Source organism: Yoonia sp. (assembly GCF_036770585.1).
GTDB lineage: Bacteria > Pseudomonadota > Alphaproteobacteria > Rhodobacterales > Rhodobacteraceae > Yoonia.
Genome location: NZ_DAIPIW010000021.1, coordinates 1 through 20,375, shown reverse-complemented (window position 1 = coordinate 20,375; position 20,375 = coordinate 1). Strand labels below are relative to the sequence as shown.

23 protein-coding genes are annotated in these 20,375 nt (G+C 62.0%); 16 read left to right on the top strand and 7 right to left on the bottom strand.

Annotation, left to right across the window (positions count from 1 at the left end; all coding sequences use genetic code 11):
- The first annotated feature begins 47 nt into the window (after positions 1–47).
- The 4 genes from V7N12_RS05825 to V7N12_RS05810 are packed head-to-tail and all read left to right on the top strand — an operon-like array spanning position 48 to position 3,747.
- On the top strand, positions 48–1,718 hold the full coding sequence (locus V7N12_RS05825) for a nitrite/sulfite reductase (protein WP_333713327.1): 1,671 nt from the start codon (positions 48–50) through the stop codon (positions 1,716–1,718).
- A complete protein-coding gene (locus V7N12_RS05820; protein ID WP_333713326.1) occupies positions 1,708–2,415 on the top strand; it encodes a phosphoadenylyl-sulfate reductase in 708 nt (235 codons plus the stop codon). Before V7N12_RS05825 ends, V7N12_RS05820 begins: the two co-directional genes overlap by 11 nt.
- The gene (locus tag V7N12_RS05815; protein ID WP_333713325.1) at positions 2,412–2,864 is read left to right on the top strand and encodes a DUF934 domain-containing protein; all 453 of its coding nucleotides are present in this window, start codon (positions 2,412–2,414) and stop codon (positions 2,862–2,864) included. Before V7N12_RS05820 ends, V7N12_RS05815 begins: the two co-directional genes overlap by 4 nt.
- Positions 2,865–2,889: 25 nt before the next feature.
- Positions 2,890–3,747: a ferredoxin--NADP reductase gene (locus V7N12_RS05810; RefSeq protein ID WP_443089938.1), complete on the top strand. Its 858-nt coding sequence runs from the start codon at positions 2,890–2,892 to the stop codon at positions 3,745–3,747.
- On the opposite strand, the gene V7N12_RS05805 is transcribed toward V7N12_RS05810, so the two are convergent.
- Together V7N12_RS05805 and V7N12_RS05800 are read right to left on the bottom strand one after the other, a co-directional pair.
- Entirely contained in the window at positions 3,748–4,221 is a 474-nt protein-coding gene (locus V7N12_RS05805) for a hypothetical protein (RefSeq protein WP_333713324.1), read from the bottom strand.
- A gap of 142 nt (positions 4,222–4,363) precedes the next feature.
- A complete protein-coding gene (locus tag V7N12_RS05800) occupies positions 4,364–4,879 on the bottom strand; it encodes a hypothetical protein (RefSeq protein WP_333713323.1) in 516 nt (171 codons plus the stop codon).
- 163 nt (positions 4,880–5,042) lie between these two features.
- Here V7N12_RS05800 and infC point away from each other — a divergent pair, with 163 nt between their 5' ends.
- Entirely contained in the window at positions 5,043–5,618 is a 576-nt protein-coding gene (gene infC, locus V7N12_RS05795) for a translation initiation factor IF-3 (RefSeq protein ID WP_333713359.1), read from the top strand.
- 68 nt (positions 5,619–5,686) lie between these two features.
- On the opposite strand, the gene V7N12_RS05790 is transcribed toward infC, so the two are convergent.
- The 4 genes from V7N12_RS05790 to V7N12_RS05775 all read right to left on the bottom strand — a co-directional run bounded on the left by V7N12_RS05790 (position 5,687) and on the right by V7N12_RS05775 (position 9,077).
- Positions 5,687–6,478: an FAD binding domain-containing protein gene (locus V7N12_RS05790; protein WP_333713322.1), complete on the bottom strand. Its 792-nt coding sequence runs from the start codon at positions 6,476–6,478 to the stop codon at positions 5,687–5,689.
- An 11-nt stretch (positions 6,479–6,489) separates the two neighbouring features.
- Positions 6,490–6,981, bottom strand: coding sequence for a (2Fe-2S)-binding protein (locus V7N12_RS05785; protein ID WP_333713320.1), 492 nt, complete (start codon positions 6,979–6,981; stop codon positions 6,490–6,492).
- Between the two features lie 102 nt (positions 6,982–7,083).
- Positions 7,084–8,106 carry a molybdopterin-binding protein gene (locus tag V7N12_RS05780; RefSeq protein WP_333713318.1) on the bottom strand — a complete coding sequence of 341 codons (1,023 nt, stop codon included), beginning with the start codon at positions 8,104–8,106 and terminating at the stop codon, positions 7,084–7,086.
- Entirely contained in the window at positions 8,103–9,077 is a 975-nt protein-coding gene (locus V7N12_RS05775) for an XdhC family protein (RefSeq protein WP_333713317.1), read from the bottom strand. Before V7N12_RS05775 ends, V7N12_RS05780 begins: the two co-directional genes overlap by 4 nt.
- 144 nt (positions 9,078–9,221) lie before the next feature.
- On the opposite strand from V7N12_RS05775, the gene V7N12_RS05770 reads away from it, so the two are divergent.
- Both V7N12_RS05770 and V7N12_RS05765 read left to right on the top strand, forming a co-directional pair.
- Positions 9,222–10,445: an acyl-CoA dehydrogenase gene (locus tag V7N12_RS05770; protein ID WP_333713315.1), complete on the top strand. Its 1,224-nt coding sequence runs from the start codon at positions 9,222–9,224 to the stop codon at positions 10,443–10,445.
- Positions 10,446–10,547: 102 nt separating this feature from the next.
- Positions 10,548–11,504: a phosphoadenosine phosphosulfate reductase gene (locus tag V7N12_RS05765; protein WP_333713314.1), complete on the top strand. Its 957-nt coding sequence runs from the start codon at positions 10,548–10,550 to the stop codon at positions 11,502–11,504.
- Here the strand turns inward: V7N12_RS05765 and V7N12_RS05760 are convergent.
- Positions 11,501–11,788: a hypothetical protein gene (locus tag V7N12_RS05760; RefSeq protein WP_333713313.1), complete on the bottom strand. Its 288-nt coding sequence runs from the start codon at positions 11,786–11,788 to the stop codon at positions 11,501–11,503. The two genes, V7N12_RS05765 and V7N12_RS05760, sit on opposite strands and share 4 nt — an antisense overlap.
- A gap of 113 nt (positions 11,789–11,901) precedes the next feature.
- On the opposite strand from V7N12_RS05760, the gene pyrC reads away from it, so the two are divergent.
- The 9 genes from pyrC to V7N12_RS05715 form a co-directional block, all read left to right on the top strand.
- Positions 11,902–12,954, top strand: a complete 1,053-nt coding sequence (gene pyrC / locus V7N12_RS05755; RefSeq protein WP_333713312.1) for a dihydroorotase — start codon at positions 11,902–11,904, stop codon at positions 12,952–12,954.
- A 57-nt stretch (positions 12,955–13,011) separates the two neighbouring features.
- On the top strand, positions 13,012–13,680 hold the full coding sequence (locus V7N12_RS05750) for an orotate phosphoribosyltransferase (protein WP_333713311.1): 669 nt from the start codon (positions 13,012–13,014) through the stop codon (positions 13,678–13,680).
- A 230-nt stretch (positions 13,681–13,910) separates the two neighbouring features.
- Positions 13,911–15,398: a replicative DNA helicase gene (locus V7N12_RS05745; RefSeq protein ID WP_333713310.1), complete on the top strand. Its 1,488-nt coding sequence runs from the start codon at positions 13,911–13,913 to the stop codon at positions 15,396–15,398.
- 13 nt (positions 15,399–15,411) lie between these two features.
- On the top strand, positions 15,412–15,795 hold the full coding sequence (locus V7N12_RS05740; protein ID WP_333713309.1) for a hypothetical protein: 384 nt from the start codon (positions 15,412–15,414) through the stop codon (positions 15,793–15,795).
- Between the two features lie 90 nt (positions 15,796–15,885).
- Positions 15,886–16,923, top strand: a complete 1,038-nt coding sequence (gene alr, locus V7N12_RS05735) for an alanine racemase (protein ID WP_333713308.1) — start codon at positions 15,886–15,888, stop codon at positions 16,921–16,923.
- Complete coding sequence (locus V7N12_RS05730) at positions 16,923–17,372, top strand: paraquat-inducible protein A (RefSeq protein WP_333713358.1); 450 nt, start codon at positions 16,923–16,925, stop codon at positions 17,370–17,372. The genes alr and V7N12_RS05730 overlap by 1 nt, the downstream gene beginning before the upstream one ends.
- A gap of 43 nt (positions 17,373–17,415) precedes the next feature.
- Positions 17,416–18,780, top strand: a complete 1,365-nt coding sequence (radA, locus tag V7N12_RS05725; protein ID WP_333713306.1) for a DNA repair protein RadA — start codon at positions 17,416–17,418, stop codon at positions 18,778–18,780.
- Between the two features lie 24 nt (positions 18,781–18,804).
- Positions 18,805–19,383 carry a CvpA family protein gene (locus V7N12_RS05720; protein WP_333713305.1) on the top strand — a complete coding sequence of 193 codons (579 nt, stop codon included), beginning with the start codon at positions 18,805–18,807 and terminating at the stop codon, positions 19,381–19,383.
- 190 nt (positions 19,384–19,573) lie between these two features.
- The coding region (locus V7N12_RS05715) for an amidophosphoribosyltransferase (protein WP_443089937.1) at positions 19,574–20,375 on the top strand (802 nt) is incomplete at its 3' end.

The following is a 20,375-nucleotide window of genomic DNA, read 5'->3' as shown; positions in this document are numbered from 1 at the left end:
TGGACCCAAATCCTCGTCGAGGATTTGCCGCCGTGAAGGAATGACGCATGTATCACTATACCGACTTTGACGAGACCTTTGTCCGCACCCGTGTCGCCCAGTTCCGCGCGCAGGTGGAACGGCGTATCGACGGCTCATTGGCCGAAGACGAATTCAAGCCGCTGCGCCTGATGAACGGTCTCTACCTGCAACTGCACGCCTATATGCTGCGCGTGGCGGTCCCTTACGGCACGCTGAACCCCGCACAGATGCGCCAGCTGGCCACTATCGCCGACCGCTGGGACAAGGGCTATGGCCATTTCACCACCCGCCAGAATATCCAGTACAACTGGCCGCAACTGCGCGACGTGCCCGATATGCTGGATGCACTCGCCGATGTGGGCATGCATGCAATCCAGACCTCGGGCAACACGATCCGCAACGTGACCGCCGACCATTTCGCCGGTGCTGCGGTGGACGAGATCGAAGACCCCCGCCCGATCGCCGAGCTGCTGCGCCAGTGGTCCACCGACCACCCCGAGTTCCAGTTCCTGCCGCGCAAGTTCAAGATCGCCGTGACAGGTGCAGCACAGGACCGCGCCGTGACCCGTGCCCATGACATCGGGTTGCGCATGGTCCGCAATGCGGCTGGCGAGCCCGGCTTCGAGGTGATCGTCGGCGGCGGTCTGGGTCGGACACCGATGGTCGGCAAGGTGCTGCGGGATTTCCTGCCGAAGGCGGACCTCTTGCCTTACGTCGAGGCCATCGTCAGCGTCTACAACCTGCTGGGCCGCCGTGACAACAAATACAAGGCCCGCATCAAGATCACCCTGCATGAGAACGGGCTGGAGACAATCCAGGGGCTGGTGGAAGAGCGTTTCGTCGCAATCCGCGATGCCTTTACGGGCATTGATCAGGACCTGCTGAAAGACCTCGAAGCCGCCTTCGCCCCGCCCGCCTTCGTGACCAAACCCACCGACGGCTACGAGGCCGCACGCCTTGCCAACCCCGCCTTCCGGTCTTGGACGGACACCAACCTCGCCGCACACAAGGCGGAAGGCTATGCCATCGTCTCGATCAGCATCAAAAAGCATGGTGCGACGCCGGGCGATGCGACCTCGGACCAGATGCGCGTCATGGCGGACCTTGCCGAACGCTATGGCCATGGCGAGTTGCGCATCAGCCACGAGCAGAACGTGATCCTGCCGCATGTCCACAAATCCGACCTGCCGGCGGTTTACGCCGCCCTGCGCGCGGCGGATCTGGCGACGGCGAACATCGGTCTGATCTCGGACATCATCGCCTGCCCCGGCATGGATTATTGCGCGCTGGCCACCGCCCGTTCGATCCCCATCGCGCAAGAGATCGCCACCCGTTTCGATGAATTGAAGATCGAACACGAAATCGGCGCGCTGAAGATCAAGATCTCGGGCTGCATCAACGCCTGCGGGCATCATCACGTGGGGCACATCGGTATCCTCGGCCTCGACCGCGCCGGTGTCGAAAACTACCAGATCACGCTGGGCGGTGACGGAACCGAGACGACCACCATCGGCGAACGCGCCGGCCCCGGTTTCAGCGCCGCAGAGATCGTGCCCGCGATCGAGCGGCTGGTGAAAGGCTATCTCGACCTGCGCACCGACGAGACCGAGACCTTTCTGCAAGCCTACCGCCGTCTGGGCCTCGGCCCATTCAAAGAGATTCTCTATCCCTCCGAGGAGAAACAAGATGCCGCTTGATGGTATTTCCAAAGCACGCGTCGCCGACACCACGGCAGCTCTTCGCCAAGCCCTGACCGATGACATAATCGGGCCCGTCGCCCTTGTGTCCTCTTTCGGGGCTGAAAGCGTCGTGCTGCTGCACATGGTGGCACAGATCGACAAGGCCACGCCGGTCATCTTCCTCGATACCGAGATGCTGTTCCCCGAGACCCTCGCCTATCAGCGCCAGATTTCAGAGGAATTGGGCCTGACCGATGTGCGGATCATCAGCCCGGACCGCACAGAAGTGCTGACCGAAGATGTGGACGGCATCTTGCATCTGGCCGACACGGACGCCTGCTGCGATCTGCGCAAGACGCGGCCACTGGAAAAGGCCTTGCAAGGCTTCGGCGGCTGGATCACGGGTCGCAAACAGTTCCAGAACGGACAGCGCGCGCAACTGCCGCTTTACGAAAAGGACGGGGCCCGCATCAAGATCAACCCGCTGGCGGGATGGAGTGCACAAGACCTGAAGGCCTATATGGACGCACACAACCTGCCACGGCACCCGTTGGTTGCCCAAGGCTATCCTTCCATCGGCTGCATGCCCTGCACGACGCGCGTCAGCGCACATGAAGACCCACGCGCAGGCCGTTGGCGTGGAACGGAAAAAACCGAATGCGGTATTCATTTCGGCCCCAACGGCCGTGTCACCAGAGAGGAGCGCGCCGCATGAGTGTGATCGTCACCGACAGCGGCTTTACCGCCGATGACTTCACCGGCGGATTTGTCGGGCTGCAAGGCGGTGCCGCGAATGATTGCGACTATGGCATCGACCTTGCATCCGACACATCGCCGGATGCGCTTGCGGGGCTGACCGACGCGCCGATGATCAGGATCGATTTTCCGTCATTTGCCGATGGGCGCGGTTTCACGCTGGCGCAATTGCTGCGCCGTGCAGGTTACAAGGGGCGCCTGCGCGCCCGCGGCCATGTGCTGGCCGATCAATACGCCATGGCCCGCCGCAGCGGTTTCGACGAGGTCGAGATCAGCGAAGACCTTGCCGAACGCCAGCCCCAGGACCAGTGGCTGGCCCGCGCCGACTGGCAAAACCACCACTATCAGGCCCGCTTGCGGGGCAAATCCGGCCCTGCCCCTTTCCCTGATCCAGATCAACGACTATGACGGAGGGCGGCCATATCAGGCTGCCATGACGATGATGACCGAGCAAAAACCATTGACCCTCGATACCGCCAAGCCAGTGCCCACCCTGCCCGACGCGCAGACCGTCACGGATGTGAAGCACTATACCGACCGTCTGTTTTCCTTCCGTGTCACGCGGCCCGCCTCGCTGCGGTTCCGGTCCGGCGAATTCGTGATGATCGGTCTGATGGGCGATCCCGACCCCGCGACAGGCAAGCAAAAGCCGATCATGCGCGCCTATTCCATCGCCTCGCCCTCTTGGGACGAAGAACTGGAGTTCTACTCGATCAAGGTGCAGGACGGGCCGCTGACATCGCGATTGCAGCACATCCAGCCCGGAGAAGAGATCATCCTGCGTCCCAAACCGGTCGGCACACTGGTCCACGACGCGCTGCTGCCCGGCAAGCGGCTTTGGTTCTTTGCCACCGGCACGGGCTTTGCCCCTTTCGCGTCACTGCTGCGCGAACCGCAGACCTACGAGGATTATGACGAGGTCATCATCACCCACACCTGCCGCGAAGTGGGCGAGCTGACCTATGGTCGCGACCTGATCGAAAGCCTGAAGGAAGACGAATTGCTGAACGACGTGATCGGCGAAGGTTTCTGGAAGAAGATCAAGTACTACCCGACCACCACCCGCGAAGAGAGCCCCAAGATGGGCCGCATCACCGATCTGATGCGCTCGGGCGAGGCTTTCGCCGACCTTGGCGTGCCGCCCCTTTCACCCCAGACAGACCGCGCGATGATCTGCGGCAACCTGGCATTCAACCTCGAACTGAAGGCGATGCTGGAAGACTACGGTCTGGTGGAAGGCGCGAACTCGAACCCGCAGCACTATGTGGTGGAAAAGGCGTTCCTCGACTGATCACTCGCGGTTGAGGATTTCCTCGACGGCTTCCTGCGCGGCCCGTTCTTCTTCGGTCAATTCCGCGTCGTCCTGCGCCGGTTCCTCGGTTTGCTCGGGTGCTTCGGCTTGCACTGGCTCTTCTTCTGGTGGGGGGTCCAGTTCGTCGTAGACACCCCAGGGTGAAACGCCTTCAAGACCGTCGAATTCCGCCGGTGGCCGTTCGCCCTGGTTTCTTTCGCGTTCCGCCAGTTCCGCTGCCGTCTCGGCGGCATCCTGACGCGCATAGAACTCTTCCGGCGTCAGGCCACCATAATCCGGTGCCCATTCCTGCGTGGCCGGTGCCGCTGGTGCCGGTTGGGACGCAGCAGGGGTCGATGTGCCCGCAACGGGTGCAGGCGGAGAGCTGTCGCCCCTGACAGCTACCAGAAACTGCACGAGCACAACCGCGATGACCGCAAGCAGTATCAGAACAATGGCAGGGCGGTTACGCATGAGATTTTCCATGGCTTGAATGCAAGACGGGGCTTGTGGATGCGCATAGCACGGCCCGCCGATTTCAGAAAGCGTTTGGCGGTCTTAAGCAAAAAAGAGGCCGCCTTGCACCGGCGGCCTCTTTGCTTGATCAACGATCGGTCTACTGGTCGGCGCCGGTCTCTTCACCTGTCGCGTTGCCAAGCGCATCACCCAAGGCATTGTCCAGCGCATTGGTTGCGTCCTCGACCGCTTCATCGACGGCATTGGTGACCTCTTCAGTCACCGCGTCAACAGCCTCTTGTGCAGCGTCTGATGCCTCTTGCGCGGCGGCTTCGGCTTCTGCTGCAAGTGCGGCGGCAGCCTCTTCAGCGGCCTGCGCGGCGGCAGCGGCTTCTTCGGCGGCAGCGGCGGCGGCGTCTTCGGCAGCGGCGGCGGCGGCTTCTTCTGCTGCGGCGGCTTCGGCGGCGGCGGCTTCGGCGGCTGCGGCGGCAGCTTCTTCGGCTGCTGCGGCTTCAGCGGCGGCGGCTTCGGCCGCTGCTGCGGCGGCGGCTTCTGCCTGCTGCGTGGCACCGGTGATCACGCCGAAGGCTTCGCCGGGTCCCCGCCCCTCGACGGCGTATTGATACCCAAAGAATCCTGCCACGGCCAAAAGCACGATGATTGCGACTGCACGCATTGCTCTATCCTTCCAAATGTTCAAATCGGCCCCCCAAAGGACCCGCAAGCATAATTAATGACAATCACCGGCAAACCAAGAGCCTTTGCCAGCGAAAAACGCCAACCCGCTTCGTGATTTGCGGGTTGAAGCCGTGAGACCAGAAGTCTAGTTTGCCGCTCACCTGAATGGAACAACAAAAAGGATAACGATCATAGGACGTCGCCCACACAACGCGCCACCGCAACGCGAAACCGGCCCCCGCATCAACGAGCGTATCCGCGCTGCCGAAATTCGGCTGATTGGTGCCGACGGCGAGAATGTCGGGGTCGTATCCCCCGAACGTGCGCTGGTCATGGCCGAAGAAGCCGGCCTCGATCTGGTCGAGATTTCGCCGAACGCCACGCCCCCTGTCTGCAAGATCATGGACTACGGCAAGTTCAAATACGAGACGCAGAAGAAGGAAGCCGAGGCGCGCAAGAAGCAAAAGACGATCGAGATCAAGGAAATCAAGTTCCGCCCGAACACGGACAGTCACGACTATGACGTCAAGATGAAGAACGTGTTCAAGTTTCTCGAAAACGGCGACAAGGTGAAGATCACCCTGCGCTTCCGTGGCCGCGAGATGGCGCATCAGGAACTTGGGCGGGAATTGCTCGAGCGCGTCGCCGAGGACACCAAAGAGCATGGCAAGGTGGAGAACTTTCCGAAAATGGAAGGCCGCCAGATGGTCATGCTGATCGGGCCCTTGTCGAAATAACCGCTTTCAGCGCATCCGACCTTTGGAACCGCCGGTCCTGCCCGGCGGTTTCGTGTTTGCGCCGACCGCTAGATGGCGGCGGCAACCGCACGGCGGGTCATGACCTTGACCAGATGCGCGCGGTAGTCCGGTGCGCCGTGAATATCGCCGATCATGCCATCGGACGGGACAGTCAGACCCGCAAGTGCCGTTTCGCGAAAGTCGGCCGACAAGGCGGCCTCGGCCTCGGACCAGCGGAACACGCCATCTTCCGAGGCGCCCGTCACGGCAACGCGCACGTCATCGCCAAACTTGGCCACGAAAACCCCGACAAGCGCAAAGCGCGACGCGGGCTGCACGAACTTCTGATAGGACGCCGCCTGTGGGACGGGAAAGCGGACCTCGGTGATGATCTCGCCTTCCTCCAGTGCGGTCGCGAACATACCCTGAAAATAGTCGTCGGCGGCAATCTGCCGGGTCGGGGTGATGATCGTCGCACCCGAAGCAAGGGCCGCAGCCGGATAACAGGCCGCCGGATCGTTGTTGGCCAGCGAGCCGCCGATTGTGCCGCGGTTGCGGACCGCCGGATCCCCGATGCCGCGCGCCAGATGCGCAAGGCCGGGATAATGGGCCGCCACGTCCCGCGCGACAGCAGCGTGGGTCGCAGCCCCGCCGATGCAGACCTCGCCCGCATCGCCAAGGCAGACCCCCTTCATCTCGGGGATACCGCTGAGGCTGACCAGAACAGAGGGCATCGCAAGCCTTTGTTTCAGCGTCGGGATCAGCGTCTGGCCGCCGCCCAGCGCCTGTGCCTCTTCCATCTGCAACGCGGTGACCGCATCGGCGATCGTTGTCGGTTTCGCGATCTCGAAATCATACATGGGCGGTCTCCTCAGGCATCGTTCAGGGCGGCAACAGGCGCGTCCTGACCGGATGCGGCCATGATCGCCTTGACGATGTTATGATAACCGGTGCACCGGCAGATATTGCCCTCCAGATAGTCGCGCACCTCGGCCATGGTCGGTTTGGGGTTCTCTTTCAAAAGCGCCGCAGCCGACATGACCATGCCCGGCGTGCAGAACCCGCATTGCAGCCCGTGATGGTCCTGAAACGCCTGCTGGATCGCGTTGAGCGAGCCATCGGCATTCGCCTGCCCCTCGATCGTGCCGACCTCAAGGCCCTCGGCCTCGACCGCGAACATGGTGCAGGCCTTCACGGCCTCGCCGTTCACGTGCACCACGCAGGCCCCGCATTGCGAGGTGTCACAGCCGACATGGGTGCCCGTCAGACGCAGATCGTTACGCAGAAAATCCACCAAGAGCGTGCGACCCTCGACCTCGCCGGTGACGGGCTTTCCGTTGACCGTCATGGTTACCGTTGGCATGTCTTCCTCCAATCTTGCGATGCGCCGCCGCAAAGTCATCACGGCCGCACCGGTTTGCGACCACCCTAGCCAAGCAGCGCCCCGGAAGGAACCGCGTGTGCTTCAAATTTCGTCGCGCGGTTTGGGGCGGGTCGGAATTTCCTTGAGCAACCCGCCGACACCCATGCGCGCAAAGTCTTCGGGTGTGGGCGGCACGCCGCAGATGACCCGTTCCAGCACCCAATCCGCGCCATTCAGCGCTGGAGACCGCGCGCACCCCGGCAGGCCGATGACAGGTTTTTCGCCCAGTCCGCCGAGAAACAGAAGGTTTCCCGGATCAACGGGCATCCCGAATTGCGTCAGCGTTCCCCCCGCCTTCTGCAAGGCGCTGGGGCCGACATCATGCGCATCCGAGGTGGCCGAGGCCGTCAGCACGAAGATGACCTCGCCCTCCGCCTGTCCAATCGCATGGGATAGGTCGGGTAGACGGTGCGGCACGACGACCCTGTCATCGCTCAGCCCGACCCCCAGCCTGTCCAGCCGGTCTTTCAGCGCGCGGCGTCCCTTGTCCGAAGGCGCCGCAGCCGTGGTGCGGGTCTCGATCAATGATGCGGTCCGATAGATCGGCGGCAAGACCGAAAGTGCGGCGGCCCCAGCCTGCGCGGCTTCATCGACAGCGATTTGCGGCACCCCGTAAGAGATGATCTTGATCGTCGCGATCATGGTGCGGGGGGCGACGCGCTGGAACGGCCGCACGGTCGACAGCGTGATCATGGGATCGACCGCATTGAAAGCCTCTACCGCCGGCACGGCGATGCGCGCGATCCCTGCGGCAGTCGCGTAGACATTCACCCGCCCCGTCGCGGCCTGCGTCACCGATACCCCCGCCCCGGCAGGATCAGGGATCAGCGCCGCGGCAAGCCTGGCTGCGGCCTCGTCTTCATGAAGATCTGTCGCATCGAGCTGCGCCACGATCAGCGTCTGGTGCCCTTCTGCGGCCAGATCATCCAGATGGGCGCGCGTCAGCCGTGTTCCCTTCGGAATGCGCTGGGTCGTTTGCCTGGCATCGGGCCGTCCGCGCGCGACCGTCGCATGCGCAAGGATTGCCCCTTCGGCCTTGTCCAAGGGAATTTCGCCGAACCTCACGATGGGTTCCGTAGCGCCGTGATGACCTCGGCCATGATGCTGACCGCGATTTCGGCCGGTTGACGCCCCCCCAGATCAAGGCCGACAGGCGCCTTGATGCGGCCGATCTGCGCGGCGGTGAAGCCGGCCTCCTGCAGTCGCGCCACCCGCTTGGCGTGGGTGCGGGTCGAGCCGAGGCATCCAAGGTAGAAGACATCGGTGCCCAGTGCGGCCCTGATCGCCGGATCATCCAGTTTCGGATCATGGGTCAGGGTGACAATGGCCGTGCGCGCATCGGGTTTCAGGCTGGCCAGCGCCTCGTCCGGCCAATTTTCCACGATTTCGACACCGGGAAATCGCGCCGCCGACCCGAACGCCGGACGCGGGTCGATCAGGATCACCGCATACCCACAGCCCTGCGCCATCGGGATCAGATGCTGCGCAATATGCACGGCACCGACGATGATCATCCGCAGGGGCGGATTGTGGATCGCCACGAAGGTGTCTCCGTCTTCGAGAACACCGGACTGATCCATGCGAAAGCGGTCGGGAAATGCCTGCGCATCCGCCAGCCTTGGATCACCATCCTTCAGCGAGGTGACGTAGGCGACCGGCAAGGACCGGTTGCGCCTTGCAACAAGCGCGTCCAGCAGGGCCACCGGCATCGCGGTGCCGACAGGTTCCAGCAGGACCTTGATCTCTCCACCGCAGGCAAGTCCCACGGCGAAGGCCTCGTCGTCGCTGACGCCGAATTCAAGCAGGCGCGCCTGGCCATCGGCGATGGCCTCGATCGCCTCGACGATGACCGCGCCCTCGACACAGCCCCCCGAGACAGAGCCTTCCATTCCGCCATCTGCATCGATCAAAAGCTGGCTGCCCACGGGACGTGGTGCCGACCCCCAGGTCTGCACGACCGTCGCCAGCGCAACGCGGCGTCCGGCGCGGTGCCAAGCCAGTGCCAGTGCGGGCAGATTGGTCAAACGGTCAGACATGAACACCTTCCCCTTTCGGGCCTGCTGCGATCAGCCGCCCCGTCCGGATCATGTTACGCCCCTGACCGGACCTCCTGCAATGGGGCAACATTGCCTTGCAGCGTCCAAAGCCCTAGCCTGCCCCCAGCAATCCGGAGGTCTGCCATGAATGAGTCGTCGCCAATCAAATCCACAGGTTTCGGACCTGATCTGGGTCCCTTCGACTGGGCCGACCCGCTGCGCCTCGAGGACCAGCTGACCGAAGACGAACGCATGCTGCGTGATGCGGCGCATACATTCGCGCAAGAGGTCCTGCAGCCCAAGGTCATCGCCGCTTATCGCAACGAAACCGTCGATCCCGAGATCTTTGCCTTGATGGGCGAGGCCGGCTTGCTGGGCGTCACGATTCCGGAAGAGTTCGGCGGTCTGGGTGCAGGCTATGTCACTTACGGTCTGGTCGCGCGCGAGATCGAACGGGTGGACAGCGGTTATCGCTCGATGATGTCGGTGCAATCCTCGCTGGTGATGTATCCGATCCATGCCTATGGCAGCGCGGCACAGCGGGAAAAATACCTGCCCGGGCTTGCCAGCGGTGCCTTGATCGGCTGCTTCGGGCTGACCGAACCCGACGCGGGCAGTGATCCCGCGGGGATGAAGACGACCGCGAAGAAGACCGCCGATGGCTATGTGCTGAACGGCGCGAAGATGTGGATCAGCAATGCGCCCATCGCCGATGTCTTTGTCGTCTGGGCAAAGTCCGAAGCCCATGATGGCAAGATCAGGGGGTTTGTGCTTGAGAAAGGCATGAAAGGGCTAAGCGCCCCCAAGATTGGCGGCAAGCTTTCGCTGCGCGCCTCGGTGACGGGCGAGATCGTGATGGACAATGTCGCGGTCGGCGAGGAGGCGCTTCTTCCCGGTGTGTCGGGGCTGAAAGGGCCGTTCGGCTGCCTGAACCGCGCGCGCTACGGGATCGCGTGGGGTGTCATGGGTGCGGCCGAGGCCTGCTGGCATGCGGCACGCAGCTATGGTCTTGACCGCAAGCAGTTCGGCCGCCCGCTGGCGCAGACCCAGCTATTCCAGAAAAAACTGGCGGATATGCAGACCGAGATCGCGCTTGGCACGCAATCCGCCTTGCAGCTTGGCCGCCTGATGGAGGCGGGCCGCGCGGCCCCCGAAATGATCAGCCTGCTGAAGCGCAACAACTGCGGCAAGGCGCTTGATATCGCGCGGGTTGCGCGGGACATGCATGGCGGCAATGGAATCAGCGAGGATTTCCAGGTGATCCGCCATATGGTGAACCTTGAAACGGTGAATACCTACGAGGGGACCCACGATGTGCACGCATTGATCCTCGGGCGGGCACAAACCGGTCTTCAGGCCTTCTTTTAGCAGCGTTTGAATACAATTTGATTGGTCGGACTCGCAGTTCTGCCTCAATAAAGTAGTAACCTATCTCTATCAGCCGACACATTGGAGGCTGAGGAGTTTTTTATGAGTATGGAAGATCGTCAATTAGACATCGAAACCGATCTCATCGATCTCGGCCCTGAAAGCTGGCGGGAACAGATCCGGCAGATCAGTGTTGCCAACGGGTTCTTTGAAGACTTGGGGCGCGATCATTACGCAGGCTTTCTGCAGGCTGGCGACAATCTCTTTGTGACCTTCGAAAATGCCGCGCGCGTCCGCAATTTCGCCTATGGCGCCGAGCCGCGCGGCTATGCCTATGCGCGGCATGACGGGTGGTCGCATCTGGCGCTCTTTTCGCAAGATACAAGCTGGTTTCGTGACAAGGCCATCTATGCCTTCTTCGACAGGCTGATGGACGAAGGTTTCTTTGACGGCTTCGGGCATGTCCTGTTTTATGGCGGCGACGGGGGCGAGGCCTATGCCGCAGCCGCCTATTCTGTTGCGGCCCCGGGCGCGACGGTGATCGCCCTGCGACCTCAGGCGACGCTGGAGGCGGAAATGACCGGCTGGGACCCGCGGTTTCGCCACGAGCGGAAGGCGGATTTCACCTCCCGATACGGGTATGCGCCCGACATGCTCGACGCCGCAGCGCAGGCCTTTGTCGCCTTCGACCCCTATGAACGGTTTGACGCATGCCATGCGGCACTCTTCCGGCGCGAACATGTCACCCTGCTGCCCTGCGCGCTCTTCGGGCGCGAGCTTGATCATACCTTCGACCGCATGGGCATCCATGATCTGATGATCAAACTGGCGATGGACCGGGCACTTGGGCGGAGACGGTTTTTCCAACTGATCCGTGCGCGCCGCTATGACCCGACCTATACACGGGATCTTGTCGGACATCTGCTGGACCGCGATCACATCCGGCTTGCGCAGCTGTTGTGCACCTACATGATCAAGCGCGACAAGACCGGTTTCTTCCAGACCAAGCTGGACGACATTTCAGGCGAAGCTGGTGCGCGTGCGGCCGACGCGCCTTAATCGGCGTCCGTGCGGGCCTCGATCACGCGCTTGAGCAGGACGAAAAGACGCGGGCCGAAGTATCCCAGGACCGCACCAAAGGCGATCCCGAAGACAGTTCCGCTATCCAGAAAGACGGAAAGGATAGCCGCGATCAGCAAGGCGATCATGAAACTGATGGCGCGCTTTTCATGCGCTTCGATCTTGAAGTAGCCGTCGAGAAACGCCACCACGGGACCTGTCACGGGTTCATCCAGTTTCGGAACAAGGGCGCCAGCAATCGCTGCGACAAGAAAACCAAGCATGTGCTGTCTCCTGCAAGATCGGGTCGGCCCGACTATCCCCAATGGTGCCCCGTTCCGCAATACCCATCGCAAAGCCCTCTGGCGCGGCAAGGGCGAAAAGTGTAGTGCAAGTCATGCCTGAGCGAAATTTGACACGTCTGACACTGCGACGCCCGGATGACTGGCATCTGCACCTGCGCGACGGTGACATGCTGAAAGCGGTCTTGCCCGAAACCGCGCGGCATTTCGGGCGCGCGATCGTGATGCCGAACCTTGTTCCCCCCGTCGTGACCGCAACACAGGCCGCCGCCTATCGCGCGCGGATCATGGCGGCCCTGCCCGCGGGCATGGATTTCACCCCGCTGATGACGCTCTATCTGACCGAGGATACCGATCCCGAAGATGTCCGTCAGGCACATGCCAGCGGTAGCGCGTCAGCCGTGAAACTCTATCCTGCGGGCGCCACGACCAACTCTGCCTCGGGGGTAAGCGATTTTGAAAAGGTGCGCCCGGTTCTGGACGTCATGGCCGAGATCGGCATGCCGCTTTGCGTCCATGGCGAGGTGACCGATCACGCCATCGACATCTTCGACCGCGAGGCCGTTTTCATCGACCGCATCCTGAAACCGATCCGCAAGAAAGTCCCCGACCTGCGGGTGGTGATGGAGCATGTCACGACACAGGATGCGGTCGACTATGTGCGCGACAGCTCGAAAAATCTCGCGGCGACGATCACGACTCACCACCTGATCATCAACCGCAATCATATCCTTGCGGGCGGGATCAAACCGCATTTCTACTGCCTGCCCGTCGCCAAGCGCGAGGCGCATCGGATCGCCTTGGTGCAGGCTGCGGTCTCGGGCGACAAACGCTTTTTTCTGGGCACCGACAGCGCGCCCCATACGGATGCGAACAAATTGATGGCCTGCGGCTGTGCGGGCATTTTCAGCGCCTCCAACACGATGTCCTGCCTTGCAGAGGTCTTCGAGGTCGCTGGCAGACTGGGCAAGCTCGAAGCCTTCACATCGCTTAACGGGCCTGCCTACTATGGCCTGCCCCCCAATGAGAAGACGATCACGCTTGTCAAAGGCGACCCTGTCCAATACCCCGCCAGACTTGAAACGGGCGACGGGCCGGTCACGGTCTTCGACCCCGGTTTTGACCTGCACTGGCGGGTCGAAGTCTGAAAAACCTGATGCCTCCGGCGGGAGTTTCGCGGGAGAAAGAAGAGAAAGGCGCCCTCGATGATTCCCACCTCCTTTCCGGCGAAAGACGAAATCGCACGGCTGACCGCGGGGATGCTGATCGAGATCGGGGCCATCGATTTCAACGCCAAAGAGCCCTTTACCCATGCCTCGGGCAAGAAGGCCCCGACCTATGTCGATTGCCGCAAACTGATTTCTTTTCCGCGCATCCGCGCAACTCTGATGGACTTCATGGCCGTCTCGGTCATGCGGGAAGCCGGGTTCGAGGCCTTCGACAATGTGGCGGGCGGCGAAACCGCGGGCATCCCTTTCGGCGCCCTGATCGCGGAACGGCTTGCCCTGCCGATGACCTATGTCAGGAAAAAGCCCAAAGGCTACGGGCGCAATGCCCGAATCGAGGGCGTCATGACGGAAGGCCAGCGGGTGCTTCTGGTCGAGGATCTGACGACGGACGGAGGCTCGAAGCTGTCGTTCGTGGATGCGATCCGCGAAACGGGGGCCACCTGCGCGGCTACCGCCGTCATCTTCTATTACGGCATCTTTGACGGTGTGGAAGAGACCCTTGCCGCGCATGGGGTCAAGCTGATCTCGCTTTGCACCTGGTGGGACGTGATCGCCGAGGCGAAGGCCCGCAGGGCCTATGATCCAGAGACACTGGCCGCCGTTGAAGCCTATCTCAAGGATCCCGCAGGCTGGTCCCCGGCCTGACATCGCCTGCGAATATTCTTATCCACTGCGCTGTGGGCAAGTCGCCATGAGAATCGGTCAAAGTGCACATCTTTTTGTGGTCACGCTTGGCGGGTCACACCCTATGTGGTAGATAGTAGAATTATGTCTGATGGTCCACAGGTTTATCCGCAGGGATATCCCCGCTTATATCCCGATAGTATGACGCAGGGATGCAGGTTATCCCGACGCCAGTCAGCGGGGAGCAGAGGATGAACGAGATTACGGCTTTCAACGCCAGCGGCAGTGACGTGGCTTCGGATGACGCGATGCCGCATTCGATCGAAGCCGAGCAGCAACTGCTTGGCGCGATCCTGACCAACAACGACATCTTCGACCGCGTGGCCGCGATCATCGGTCCAAAGCATTTCTACGACCCCGTGCATGCCCGTATCTTCGAAACGGCGGCGGCACGGATCAGCCGCAACTTGCTGGCCAGCCCTGTCACGCTCAAGGCTTTCATGGAGGACGATGAGGGCCTGAAGGAACTGGGCGGCCCAGCCTATCTTGCGCGTCTCGCAGGGGCCGCGATTTCCGCCTTTGCCGCGCGCGACTATGCGCAGATGATCTATGATCTGGCGACCCGGCGCGAGTTGATCAAGCTGGGCCGCGACATCACCGACAAGGCCGCGCGGGTGAATGTCGACAGCGAACCTCGCGAACAGATCGTCGAGGCGGAACAGGCGCTTTACGCGCTTGCCGAACAAGGCGTGACGGAACGGGGGTTCCAATCCTTCCTCTCGGCTGTCACCGGTGCCGTCGAAGTCGCCAATAGCGCCTATCAGCGCGAGGGCGGGCTGGCCGGACTTGCCACCGGTCTGACCGATCTCGACCGCAAGTTGGGCGGTCTGCACAAGTCGGACCTTCTGATCCTCGCCGGGCGGCCGTCGATGGGGAAGACCTCGCTTGCGACCAATATCGCCTTCAACGTGGCCAAGGCCTATCGTCGCGGTCGGCTGCAGGATGGCACCGAGGGCGCGGTGGACGGTGGTGTGGTCGGGTTCTTCTCGCTGGAAATGAGCGCCGAGCAACTTGCCGGACGGATTCTTGCGGATGCCTCGGAAATCTCGTCGCACAAGATCCGCCAGGGTGACATGACCGAGGGCGAGTTCCGCCGCTTCGTCGATGCCGCCAAGCAGCTTGAGGCCTGCCCGCTTTATATCGACGACACCGCCGCCATCCCGATCGCGCAGCTTGCGGCACGGGCAAGACGGCTGAAGCGGACCCATGGGCTTGACCTGCTGATCGTCGACTATCTGCAACTGGTGCGCGGCACCTCGGACAACCGCGTGCAGGAAATCGGCGAGATTTCGATGGGTCTCAAGGCCATCGCGAAAGAGCTGAACATTCCCGTCGTCGCCCTGTCGCAGTTGTCGCGTCAGGTCGAATCCCGTGACGACAAACGTCCGCAACTGTCGGACCTGCGCGAATCGGGCTCGATCGAGCAGGACGCGGACGTCGTGATGTTCGTTTACCGTGGCGAATACTACATCGAGCGCGAAAAACCCGATGATGACAACCTCGAGGCCATCGCCGGATGGCAAGAGAAGATGTCCCGCGCCCATGGCAAGGCCGAAGTCATTGTCGGCAAGCAACGCCATGGCCCGATCGGCACCGTGGAATTATCTTTCCTTGCCGAATTCACGCGCTTTGGTAATCTTGCCAAGCCATGGCAACAGGGCGACGAACCGCAATTCTAGGGAGGATTGCACGATGAAGAAGCTTCTGCTGGCCGCAGTGATGGTGGCCAGCCCCGTGGTTGCGCAAAGCAATCAGGGTTTTGTGGTAAGATTTACCGGTTTCTTGGGTGACCTCCGTTTTCCCGCCGAACAGATGCGGGCCGATTTCGTCGAAATTGACGATGATACCGCGCGCGTCGCTTTCGCGCTGGATGAAGCGGGAACCGCCTCTTTCGCGCAGTTCACGCGCCTGCATGTCAATCAGCCTGTCACGATGTTCATCTGCGGCCAGCAGGTGGCATCCCCTGTGTTCACGGGGGAAATCGACAATGGCTTTTACTCAAGCGACGCAATCGACAGCGACCTGGCAAGAGACATGGTCGCGGCGCTTAACGGGCTTGGAGACTGTCCCGACTGATCAAGGCGCCTTTGTGCCGATCCATGCGCAGGGTGCCGCGGCTGCCGCAATTTGCTTGCCCGATGCGACGACCCCTGCCAAAAGACGGCCATGAGCACGGGACGCCTGATTATCGACCTTGATGCGGTTGTCGCCAACTGGCGCAATCTGGATGCCATGACGGGTTGCAAGACAGCGGCCGTGGTCAAAGCCGACGCTTACGGTCTTGGCGCGGCAAATGTCGCCAAGGCGCTGTTCAAGGCCGGCGTCCGCCAGTTCTTTGTCGCCGTCGCCGAAGAGGCGGCCGTCATCCGTGAAGAGCTTGGCCCCCGCCCCGAGATCAACGTCTTTTCCGGCCATATGAAGGGCGATACGGACCTGATCCGTGATCTGCGCCTGACACCGATGATCAACTCGGTCGACCAGTTGACACGGCATCTCGAAACCCTGCCCGACCATCCGTTCGGTATCCAGCTTGATACCGGCATGAACCGGCTGGGGATGGAAATCTCTGAATGGGCCGCCGTGGCCGAGGTGGCCCTTGCGCAGCGCCCGACCCTTGTCATGTCGCATCTCGCCTGCGCGGATGAACCGGACCACCCGATGAACGCCTATCAGTTGGCGCAATTCCGCAAGATGACGGACGGGATCACCGTGCCGCGTTCGCTGGCCGCGACGGGGGGTATCCTGCTCGGACCGGACTACCATTTCGATCTGACCCGCCCCGGGATCGGTCTCTATGGCGGGCTGCCCTATGCAGATGCGCAACCGGTGATCGAGCTTGACCTGCCGGTCGTCCAGATCCGTGACGTGGCCGAGGGCGAGGTCGTGGGATACGGCAATTCTTGGCAGGCCGAGCGCCCGTCACGCATCGCCACGGTCTCGGGTGGCTATGCCGACGGTATCATCCGGATGTTGTCGGATCGTGCGACGCTCTATGCGGGTGAGATCCCTTGCAAGCTGGTCGGTCGGGTTTCGATGGACCTGCTGACGATCGATGTGACCGATGTTGAAGGCGACCCCGCCAAACTGACCCTGATCGGTCCGCAGCAAGGCGTCGATGATCTGGCCCGGGCGGCAATGACCATCGGCTACGAGATCCTGACCCAGTTGGGCGCGCGGTATGCCCGCAAGACGTTCGGGAAATGATGCTGAACATCCTGCGGATCGCCAATCTTTCCCTTTTGATCCTGTTTCCAATCGCCTGGTTCGCGCCTTTGATGCGGGCGGGTCTGCTGCCCCTCTTCGGGCTGAGTGAGATCAGCGTCATCTCCGGTATGCAGGCCCTGTGGGACAGCGATGTCGCGCTTGCCCTGCTGGTCACGACCTTTGCGCTCTTCGCGCCCTACCTGAAGACCATCGGGCTGGCGCTGGTGCATTTCGACCTGCTGAAGGACCAGACGATCCCCGTGCTGTCGTGGATCGGCAAGCTGGCCATGGCGGATGTCTTTCTGGTTGCGCTTTACATCGTCGTGTTCAAAGGCGTCGGCATCGGACGCATCGAAACCGGCTGGGGACTTTATCTGTTTACGGCCTGTATTCTGGCCTCGATCCTGATTTCCGCCCTCACACCGAAGGCAAAAGCGCAAGCCGCCTGAGGTGGCGCTTGCCGCATGGCCGGAATTGGTCCAAAAGGTGAACATGGCCAAAGACTTTTCCTTTTCCTGTTCCGAATGTGGCGCGGTCTACCGAAAGTGGGCGGGCCAATGCGAAAGCTGTCAGGCGTGGAACACCATCCATGAAACCAAGGCGCTCAGCAGTGGTCCGAAGGGCAAGACACTGGGCGCGGTTCGTGGGCAGGCGATCCCGCTGACCGATCTGGACACACAAGAGACCGAGCCTCCACGAACGCAAGCGGGCGTGGGCGAGCTGGACCGTGTGCTGGGCGGCGGGTTGGTCAAGGCCTCGGCCCTGCTGGTTGGCGGTGACCCGGGGATCGGAAAATCCACATTGCTGTTGCAGGCCGCTGCCCGTTTCGCCCGCAATGGCCTGAAGGTCATCTATATCTCGGGCGAAGAATCCAACGCACAGGTGCAGATGCGCGCACGGCGGTTGGGCTTGGAAAAAAGCCCGGTCCTGCTGGCCGCCGAAACCAACCTGCGCGATATCCTGACCACGCTCGAGGCGGAAAGACCCGACCTTGCCATCATCGACTCGATCCAGACCATGTGGGCGGACACGGTCGAAAGTGCTCCAGGCAGCGTCAGCCAGGTCCGCGCCTCGGCGCATGAGCTGACCACATTCGCCAAGCGCAACGGCATGGCGGTGATCATGGTGGGACATGTCACCAAGGAAGGCGCCATCGCAGGGCCGCGCGTCGTCGAACACATGGTCGACACCGTCCTCTATTTCGAGGGCGAGCGCGGGCATCAGTTCCGCATCCTGCGCGCGGTCAAGAACCGCTTTGGTCCCGCCGACGAAATCGGCGTCTTCGAAATGACGGGCAAGGGGTTGGCCGAGGTCCGCAACCCCTCGGCGCTGTTCCTGTCAGAACGTGGCGCCCCTGCGCCTGGGTCCGTCGTCTTTGCGGGGATCGAGGGCAGCCGCCCGATGCTCTGCGAGATACAGGCGCTTGTGGCACCCTCGCCGCACAGCCAGCCGCGCCGGTCCGTGGTCGGCTGGGATGGGGGCCGTCTGGCGATGATCCTTGCCGTGCTCGAATCCCGCTGCGGCATCCCTTTCACGGGCCTTGATGTCTATCTCAACGTCGCGGGCGGATTGCGGATCAACGAACCGGCCGCCGATCTTGCGGTCGCCGCAGCCCTTGTGTCGGCACGCGAAGACGCCACCTTGCCCGAAAAGACGGTAGTTTTCGGAGAAATAAGCCTTTCTGGTGCCCTGCGTCCCGTTGTTCAGACAGAAAATAGATTGAAAGAAGCCCAAAAACTTGGTTTTACAGAGGCGATCGTTCCGCAGCAGGCCAAGCAACCGGCCGTTTCGGGCCTGCAGCAGCGCAGCGCCACAACTCTGACGGGATTTGTTGAATCGGTTTTCGGCGCGCGCTAATGCGACGCCAGTAGGGGACAGGGTATGGAAGGCTTTACACTCGTCGACGCGGGCGTTGCCGCAATTCTCTTGATTTCGGGCGTCCTTGCCTACAGTCGCGGGCTGGTGCGCGAGACCATGGCGATTGTGGGATGGATCGGTGCCGCCGTGGTGGCCTTTATCTTTGCCGATCAGGTCGAACCGCTGGTCAAGCAGGTCCCGATCTTGGGTGATTTCATCGGGGATAGCTGCGAATTGGCGATCATCGCCGCTTTTGCGGGTGTTTTTGCGGTCGCATTGATCGTGGTGTCGATCTTTACCCCGCTTTTCGCAACAGTCGTGCAACGATCCTCGCTTGGCGGGATCGATCAGGCGCTTGGTTTCTTCTTCGGCGTGCTGCGGGGCATCGTGCTGGTTGCCGTGGCTTTCTTCGTCTACGAGACGATTTTCGCCGCAAAGGATATCGCGATCATCGATGACAGCCGCTCGGCCGATGTATTTGCGCAACTGACGCAGCGCATCGAAGAGCAGAACCCCGAACAGGCCCTTGGCTGGATCACGCAACAATATGGCCAGTTGGTCGGCAATTGCGGTGCACCAGCAGCGCCGGGGAGCGACGCCTGATCCAACCGGCGGTAGACGCGCAACCGCGCCGCTTGCCAGTGCAAGCGCTGCGGACGCGTCGCCCGTTCTGTCGATATTATGCAGCGCGGCCTCCGTTTTTTGGAACGGGTTCATGATCGTTTCGTGACATACCCCGCGCGAGGCTCTATGACGGGCGCAAGCGTGACCCACCGGATTCGGAGCTGCCCCCTTGTCCAAGCACCTGCCACCCGCCCACCCTTTCGACGATGACAAATTGCGGGAGGAATGCGGCGTCTTTGGTGTGATCGGCGTTGCAGAGGCTGCAAATTTCGTCGCCCTCGGGCTGCACGCCCTGCAGCATCGCGGACAAGAGGCCGGCGGCATCGTCACCCACAGCCCCGAGACCGGTTTCAATCAGGTCCGCCGCATGGGGCTTGTCCGCGACAACTTTACCTCGGAAAAGATGATGGCCCGCTTGCCCGGATCGATCGGGATCGGTCATGTCCGCTATTCGACGGCCGGTAACAAGAGCGGGCAGACCGCCATCCGCGACGTGCAGCCCTTCTTCGGCGAGTTCGCGATGGGCGGTGCCGCAATCGCCCACAACGGCAATATCACCAATGCCCTGTCGCTGCGGCGCAAGTTGATCGAGCGGGGCTCGATCTTTCAAAGCTCGTCCGACACCGAATGCATCATCCACCTGATGGCGCGCTCCATGGGCAGAAACATCCCCGACCGCATGGAAGAGGCGCTGCGCAAGGTCGAAGGCGCGTTTTCCATCGTGGCGATGACGCGGACCAAGCTGATCGGATGCCGCGATGCATTGGGCGTGCGCCCTTTGGTGCTGGGCAAGGTGGGTGGTGGCTGGGCGCTGGCGTCGGAAACCTGCGCGCTGGACATCATCGGGGCAGATTTCGTCCGTGAAATCGAACCGGGCGAGATGGTGGTGATCACCGCAAACGGTGTCGAAAGCCATTTTCCCTTCCGCCCGAACTGCGCCCGTTTCTGCATTTTCGAACATGTCTACTTCA